Origin of the sequence: Halobacillus karajensis (assembly GCF_900108515.1) — a bacterium.
Taxonomy (GTDB): Bacteria; Bacillota; Bacilli; order Bacillales; family Halobacillaceae; genus Halobacillus; species Halobacillus karajensis.
The window spans coordinates 100,898-101,872 of the sequence record NZ_FNWW01000011.1 but is presented as its reverse complement, the minus strand read 5'-3'; the positions used below and the strand labels follow the sequence as shown (position 1 = coordinate 101,872).

The window sequence follows — 975 nt, the reverse complement described above, 5'->3', positions numbered from 1 at the left end:
ATCAAGATAATGGTGGAGCCTAGCGGGATCGAACCGCTGACCTCCTGCGTGCAAAGCAGGCGCTCTCCCAGCTGAGCTAAGGCCCCGTTATTTTTTTGGGATGGTCGGGAAGACAGGATTCGAACCTGCGACCCCTTGGTCCCAAACCAAGTGCTCTACCAAGCTGAGCTACTTCCCGTTATAATGGCGCGCCCGAGAGGAGTCGAACCCCTAACCTTCTGATCCGTAGTCAGACGCTCTATCCAATTGAGCTACGGGCGCATTATTTGTTTATGGTGCCGAGGGCCGGACTCGAACCGGCACGGTGGAAACCCACCGCAGGATTTTAAGTCCTGTGCGTCTGCCAATTCCGCCACCCCGGCTTGGCAATTTTATGTTAATATTCATTGCTGTTATAAGTAGCTCGTTTTTTGAAAATGGAGCGGAAGACGGGATTCGAACCCGCGACCCCCACCTTGGCAAGGTGGTGTTCTACCACTGAACTACTTCCGCTTAAAGTGCGGGTGGAGGGACTTGAACCCCCACGCCGTGAAGCACTAGATCCTAAATCTAGCGTGTCTGCCAATTCCACCACACCCGCAAATGACATGGTGAGCCATGAAGGATTCGAACCTTCGACCCTCTGATTAAAAGTCAGATGCTCTACCAGCTGAGCTAATGGCTCTCGATCAAAATTTAAGTTAGCGTCGGCAACTAATGGTGCCGGCCAGAGGACTTGAACCCCCAACCTACTGATTACAAATCAGTTGCTCTGCCAGTTGAGCTAGGCCGGCTAACTTAATATAATGGTGGAGGATGCAGGGTTCGAACCTGCGACCCCTTGCTTGTAAGGCAAGTGCTCTCCCAGCTGAGCTAATCCTCCGGATTATTATAAAAGGCTTGGCGGCGTCCTACTCTCACGGGGGTAAACCCGACTACCATCGGCGCTGAAGAGCTTAACTGCTGTGTTCGGCATGGGAACAGGTGTGACCTCTT

9 tRNA genes and 1 other annotated feature are annotated in these 975 nt (G+C 52.5%); all 9 genes read right to left on the bottom strand.

Going from position 1 to position 975, the window contains the following annotated elements:
- Positions 1–10: 10 nt before the first annotated feature.
- Positions 11–86 (bottom strand) — tRNA-Ala (locus tag BLW54_RS17915).
- A 15-nt stretch (positions 87–101) separates the two neighbouring features.
- Positions 102–178: transfer RNA gene (locus tag BLW54_RS17910), tRNA-Pro, on the bottom strand.
- Between the two features lie 6 nt (positions 179–184).
- Positions 185–261 (bottom strand) — tRNA-Arg (locus BLW54_RS17905).
- 12 nt (positions 262–273) lie between these two features.
- A tRNA-Leu gene (locus BLW54_RS17900) sits at positions 274–362 on the bottom strand.
- Between the two features lie 55 nt (positions 363–417).
- A tRNA-Gly gene (locus BLW54_RS17895) sits at positions 418–492 on the bottom strand.
- A 6-nt stretch (positions 493–498) separates the two neighbouring features.
- Positions 499–580, bottom strand: a tRNA-Leu gene (locus BLW54_RS17890).
- A gap of 8 nt (positions 581–588) precedes the next feature.
- Positions 589–664, bottom strand: a tRNA-Lys gene (locus BLW54_RS17885).
- 33 nt (positions 665–697) lie between these two features.
- Positions 698–773 (bottom strand) — tRNA-Thr (locus tag BLW54_RS17880).
- A gap of 13 nt (positions 774–786) precedes the next feature.
- Positions 787–862: transfer RNA gene (locus tag BLW54_RS17875), tRNA-Val, on the bottom strand.
- A 25-nt stretch (positions 863–887) separates the two neighbouring features.
- Positions 888–975, bottom strand: a sequence feature (5S ribosomal RNA rRNA prediction is too short).